This window comes from Streptomyces xingningensis (assembly GCF_054957865.1).
Genome location: NZ_JBDJPF010000122.1, coordinates 1 through 5,388 on the forward strand (window position 1 = coordinate 1; position 5,388 = coordinate 5,388).

Here is a 5,388-nt window from a genome sequence, read left to right on the forward strand (position 1 = left end):
CTCATACGTGGTTACGCACACCCACCCGACTTTGCGAGCCAGCAGGTGAGGACCCCTGGGACTTCGCGGCCGGAGCCCTGATCGCCCGCGAGGCGGGCGCCCACACCGGCGGCCGGCCGGGCGCGCCCGCCTCCGGCGAACTGACGGTCGCGGCCCCGCCGGGGCTCTTCGAGCCGCTGCAGGAGCGCCTGGAGGCCCTGGGCGCCTGGCGCGGCTAAAGAGGTCGGCAACAGGCCGGACGCCGGGCGGGCTGAGGAACCAGCCCGCCCGGCGTCCGCGGTGGTCAAGGATCAGGCGGCGCTGATCTCGACGCCGTGCTCCGCGGCCAGGCGGTGCAGATCGTCCAGCTCCGCCTGTTCCACTTCGGCGAGAAAGTCGTCGCCACTGCGGCGGGCCCGGTCGAGGTCGGTACGAGTGTTCTCTATGCGCTGCAGAATGCCAGCGGTGAACGCGTCCATGTGCTGCGCCCCCTCGTCGTGGGTCGATGGCACGGGGGTGTGCCACGGCGAAACGATCACTTGCGTGGCCCCTGGAGTGCCGCCGGTCATGGCGTGCGGCCGTAACAGGGAGTGTGATCGCGGGTGTGCAGACGTCTTCCCCACCGTCGTCCGGGGGGAAACCTGCGATCCGCGAGTAATCCGGAATCCCTGCCCATCCCGGCCATCCAGAACCCCTTACCGCCGGTTTATCGGGGTTCGAGGCAGGATGGAGTGGCCCCTTCGGGGCCATCAGGCATGCTCACGGGCCCGGAAGGCCGGCCCACGGGCCCAAGAGGAAGGACAAGCGCCGTGCGCGTACTCGTCGTCGAGGACGAGCAGCTGCTCGCCGATGCCGTCGCGACCGGACTGCGCCGGGAAGCCATGGCCGTCGACGTCGTGTACGACGGAGCCGCCGCTCTGGAGCGCATCGCCGTCAATGACTACGACGTCATCGTCCTCGACCGGGACCTCCCCCTGGTCCATGGCGACGACGTCTGCCGCAAGGTGGTCGAGCTGGGCATGCCCACCCGGGTCCTGATGCTGACCGCCTCCGGCGATGTCAGCGACCGGGTGGAGGGACTGGAGATCGGCGCCGACGACTACCTCCCCAAGCCCTTCGCGTTCAGCGAGCTCACCGCGCGCGTCCGGGCGCTGGGCCGGCGGACGACGGTGGCCCTGCCGCCCGTCCTGGAGCGCGCGGGCATCAGGCTCGATCCCAACCGCCGCGAGGTGTTCCGCGACGGCCGGGAGGTGCAGCTGGCACCCAAGGAGTTCGCGGTGCTGGAGGTGCTGATGCGCAGCGAGGGCGCGGTGGTCTCCGCCGAGCAGCTGCTGGAGAAGGCCTGGGACGAGAACACCGACCCGTTCACCAATGTGGTCCGTGTCACCGTGATGACACTGCGCCGCAAGCTCGGCGAGCCGGCCGTCATCGTCACCGTCCCCGGCTCCGGATACCGGATCTGACCCGCCATGCCCACCCCACCCCCCGCGCCTCCCACCCCGCCGCGGCAGCCGGCTCCGGCTGTCGCGGCCATCCCGCCGAGACCCGCCTGGGACCCCCGCCAGCCGGTCGTACGCCCCTTTCCCTGGCTGCGCCCCACGATCCGGATACGGCTGACGCTGCTGTACGGCGGGATGTTCCTGATGGCGGGCGTCCTGCTGCTGACGATCATCTATCTGCTGGCGGCGGAGGCGCTGCGGCAGGGCAGCGACCTGCCCTTCCAGATCGCGACGGTGCGGGTCCCCGATGACACCACCTGCCAGGGCCTGCGGAGCGGCGGCAACATCCAGGACGAGCTCCTGAAGTGCATGCAGCACCAGCGCGCCGGTGCGCTGAACAGCCTGCTCAAGCAGTCGCTGCTGGCCCTGCTGGGCCTCGCCGTGATCGCCTTCGCCTTCGGCTACGCCATGGCGGGCCGGGTCCTCTCGCCGCTCGGCAAGATCACCCGCACCGCCCGCCGGGTCGCCGGTACGGACCTGTCCCGGCGCATCGAACTGGGCGGCCCGGACGACGAGTTGAAGGAGCTGTCGGACACCTTCGACGAGATGCTCGACCGGCTGGAGCGCGCCTTCACCGCGCAGCAGCGCTTTGTGGCCAATGCCTCGCACGAGCTGCGCACCCCACTCGCGATCAACCGCACGCTGCTGGAGGTGCACCTCTCCGACCCCGGCGCGTCCCCCGAGCTCCAGCAGCTGGGCAAGACGCTGCTGGCCACCAATGAGCGCAGCGAACAGCTGGTGGAGGGGCTGCTGCTGCTGGCGCGCAGCGACAACGAGATCGTGGACCGCAAGCCGGTGGACATCGCGGAGGTGGCCTCCCAGGCCGTGGACCAGGCCCACGCCGAGGCGCAGGCCAAGGGCGTGGAGCTGCGGGGCACCCGGCAGCCGGCGGTGGTGCAGGGCAATGGGGTGCTGCTGGAGCGGATCGCGCTGAATCTGGTGCAGAACGCCGTGCGGTACAACGTCCCGGACGGCTGGGTCGAGGTCACCACCGAGGCCCAGCCGGGCCAGGCGGTGCTGGTGGTCGAGAACACCGGCCCGGTCGTCCCGGCGTACGAGCTGGACAACATCTTCGAGCCCTTCCGCCGGCTCCGTACCGAGCGCACCGGCAGTGACAAGGGCGTCGGCCTCGGGCTGTCCATCGTCCGTTCGGTGGCCCGGGCGCACGGCGGGCGCATCACCGTGCGGCCGCGCGAGGGTGGTGGCCTGGTCATGCGGGTGGTGCTGCCGACCTGACAGGCTCCTGGAATTCTGCGACAATACGCGGCGCGGGTTCGCTTTGGGAGGAATTTTCCCGATCCGGACGACACTGGCGTTGTGTGTGATCGATCACATGCACATACTTCCGGCCATCTACTCTCCGTGATCGAACAAGTTGTTGGAACGCCTGGAAAATGGGGGTTTCCGGGGGTCTTGATCACGGGAAGTACAGGAGATGGCGCTGCCGCATGCGGCATCCGGACCGTGTACGGTCCCGTTCGCCACCCAATCCGATCACCTCTTCAGGTGTGCGGTTGGGTGTCGATTGAGTAACAGACCTTGATGTGAGGCAAAATCTCCGCCTCGGGTCGGGCACAAGTCCGGCCTCTCACGCGTTACGTGCGCTGGAGACACCGCAGACACCCAGAGGGGGAGAGCGACATGGCAACGGATTACGACACCCCACGCAAGACCGACGATGAGGTCGATTCCGACAGCATCGAAGAACTCAAGGCCCGGCGGAACGACAAGTCGGCGTCCAATGTCGACGTCGATGAGTTCGAGGCCGTCGAAGGCCTGGAGCTGCCCGGCGCGGACCTTTCCAATGAGGAACTGTCCGTCCGGGTGCTGCCCCGGCAGGCCGACGAGTTCACGTGCATGAGCTGCTTCCTCGTGCACCACCGCAGCCAGCTGGCCGGTGAGAAGAACGGTCAGCCGATCTGCCGCGACTGCGAGTGAGGTGCGGGTCTGCGATGGCAGGCTCGAACCCGTTCCGGAAGCGGCGTTCCCGGCAGCCCGAGCCCTTCGGGTCGGCCGAGGACACCATGCGGCCCGTACCGGCCGCAGCGGGCGACGTGGCCGGCACACACGCCGAGCGAGGCCCTGCGGCCTCGCTCGCCGCTGAGGTCGGCCGCGACGTCGAGGCGGCCGCGGTCGCGCATGCGTCGTACCGGCGCACCCAGAAGTGGGCCAGGGGGGCTCGGGCGGGCCTGACCGCCGTCACCGACCGGATCATCGCGAACGCCCCACGGGTGCCGGTGCGCGATCTCGCGACCCTGCGGGCCCAGTTCCCGGGCCTCGGCCCGGAGGAGATCGCCGACAAGCTGGTGGCCGGTGCCGCGTACGGCACGTCCACCGTCGGCGCCGGGGTCGGGGCCGCGGCGATGCTGCCGGTGCCGCCCGCCATGCCCGCCGAGCTCGCGGCCGAGATCGTCGGCATCGCGGCCGTGGAGTTCAAACTGATCGCCGAGCTGCACGAGGTCTACGGCCTGCGGGCACCCGGGTCCACCCGGCAGCGGGCCTTCGCCTACCTCGCCGCCTGGGCCGATGAGCGCGGCATCGATGTCACCGCCCCCATGACCGTCAACGCGGCGCTCGGCGGGCAGCTGAAGCGCGAGCTGCGCCAGCAGATCCTCAAGCGGACCTTCCGCAATCTGCCCAACCTCACCCCGTTCATGGTCGGCGCGGCGGTCGGTGCGGTGATGAACCGCCGGGACACCAAGCGGCTCGCCGCGAAGGTGCGGGCGGATCTGCGCACCAAGCAGGTGCCCTGGGAGCAGGCGGCCGGTTAGCCGCGCACCGCCGCGAGGGCGGCGGCCAGGCGCTCGGGGGAGCGGGTGGAGAGATAGACATAAGGGGTAGGGTCGGCCGGGTCCGTGATCTCGATCCGCACCGCCGTGGGCACATAACCGCGCAGCAGCATAAAGGCACGGGTGTCAGCCTTGTGGGTGCGCCAGGCGCGGGCCTCCTCGGCGTCCAGGATCTCCGGCGTCCCCAGCGCCTCGACCGGGATCTTCGCGTCGCCCGCGACCAGCGCGCCCCCCACGACCCTGATCCGGGCGGAGCCGTACGAGCTGACCGCGACGGCGGCCAGGGCGCCGCCGCCGATGAGGCCGGCCAGCATCGGAACCGGGCCCAGCGGCAGCAGGACCAGCGCCAGGGCGACCCCGAGGAGAACCGCGATGAACCACCAGGAACGGGGCGCGGTCAGGCGTTCTTCGTAAGGCTGCATGCGTTCAAGCTTGGCACGGAGGGGACCGGGTGCCTTCGGCGCGGGTAAGGTCAGCCCCTGTGAGTGGACGAACGACAGCGCTGACACCGCCGGCCGACGCCGGACCGCCGGTGCGGCACCCCGAAGCCCCGGCGCCCGGAGAGAGCATCGGGTCGCACTATGAACACTGCTTCGGCTGCGGCGGCGGAGTCCCGCACGGGCTGCACCTCGAGGTGCGGGCCGGCGAGGGGGTCGGTGTCACCGCCGAGTTCCGGGTCAAGCAGGTGCACCAGGGGGCCCCCGGCCTCGCGCACGGCGGGGTGCTGGCGACGGCGCTGGACGAGACGCTGGGCTCGCTCAACTGGCTGACCCGGGTGATCGCGGTGACCGGGCGGCTGGAGACGGACTATGTCCAGCCGGTGCCGGTGGACACCGTGCTGTATCTGGAGGCCCAGGCCGTCGCGGTGCACAACCGCAAGATCTACTGCACGGCCACCGGGCGCATCGGCGGCCCCGAGGGGCCGGTCGCGGTGCGCGCGAACGCGGTGTTCATCGAGGTCAAGGTCGAGCACTTCCTGGAGAACGGCCGCTCCGAGGAGATCCGGGCCGCACTGGCCGATCCCGACCAGGTGAAGATGGCCCGAGCGTTCGAGGTGAACCCATGAGCGTCGCACGCGAGGCCTCCGGGCCGCAGGTGATCCACGACCCGCGCTGTCGCCT

General features: G+C 70.5%; 7 protein-coding genes and 1 pseudogene. 6 read left to right on the forward strand and 2 right to left on the reverse strand.

Annotated elements, in window-relative coordinates:
* Window positions 1-218, forward strand: a pseudogene (locus ABCR83_RS31975) (hypothetical protein); the annotation flags it as partial.
* A gap of 72 nt (window positions 219-290) precedes the next feature.
* Here the strand turns inward: ABCR83_RS31975 and ABCR83_RS31980 are convergent.
* Complete coding sequence (locus tag ABCR83_RS31980; protein WP_462698773.1) at window positions 291-518, reverse strand: hypothetical protein; 228 nt, start codon at window positions 516-518, stop codon at window positions 291-293.
* A gap of 270 nt (window positions 519-788) precedes the next feature.
* On the opposite strand from ABCR83_RS31980, the gene ABCR83_RS31985 reads away from it, so the two are divergent.
* The 4 genes from ABCR83_RS31985 to ABCR83_RS32000 all read left to right on the forward strand — a co-directional run bounded on the left by ABCR83_RS31985 (window position 789) and on the right by ABCR83_RS32000 (window position 4,249).
* Complete coding sequence (locus tag ABCR83_RS31985) at window positions 789-1,442, forward strand: response regulator transcription factor (RefSeq protein WP_462698767.1); 654 nt, start codon at window positions 789-791, stop codon at window positions 1,440-1,442.
* A 6-nt stretch (window positions 1,443-1,448) separates the two neighbouring features.
* The gene (locus ABCR83_RS31990) at window positions 1,449-2,714 is read left to right on the forward strand and encodes a sensor histidine kinase (RefSeq protein ID WP_462698768.1); all 1,266 of its coding nucleotides are present in this window, start codon (window positions 1,449-1,451) and stop codon (window positions 2,712-2,714) included.
* A gap of 405 nt (window positions 2,715-3,119) precedes the next feature.
* Window positions 3,120-3,416 (forward strand): DUF4193 domain-containing protein, encoded by a 297-nt coding sequence (locus ABCR83_RS31995; protein WP_462698769.1) that lies wholly within the window; start codon window positions 3,120-3,122, stop codon window positions 3,414-3,416.
* A gap of 14 nt (window positions 3,417-3,430) precedes the next feature.
* Window positions 3,431-4,249 (forward strand): hypothetical protein, encoded by an 819-nt coding sequence (locus ABCR83_RS32000; RefSeq protein ID WP_462698770.1) that lies wholly within the window; start codon window positions 3,431-3,433, stop codon window positions 4,247-4,249.
* Here ABCR83_RS32000 and ABCR83_RS32005 read toward each other — a convergent pair.
* On the reverse strand, window positions 4,246-4,689 hold the full coding sequence (locus tag ABCR83_RS32005; RefSeq protein WP_462698771.1) for a DUF3093 domain-containing protein: 444 nt from the start codon (window positions 4,687-4,689) through the stop codon (window positions 4,246-4,248). The two genes, ABCR83_RS32000 and ABCR83_RS32005, sit on opposite strands and share 4 nt — an antisense overlap.
* A gap of 59 nt (window positions 4,690-4,748) precedes the next feature.
* Here ABCR83_RS32005 and ABCR83_RS32010 point away from each other — a divergent pair, with 59 nt between their 5' ends.
* Complete coding sequence (locus ABCR83_RS32010) at window positions 4,749-5,333, forward strand: PaaI family thioesterase (protein WP_462698772.1); 585 nt, start codon at window positions 4,749-4,751, stop codon at window positions 5,331-5,333.
* Window positions 5,334-5,388: the final 55 nt, after the last annotated feature.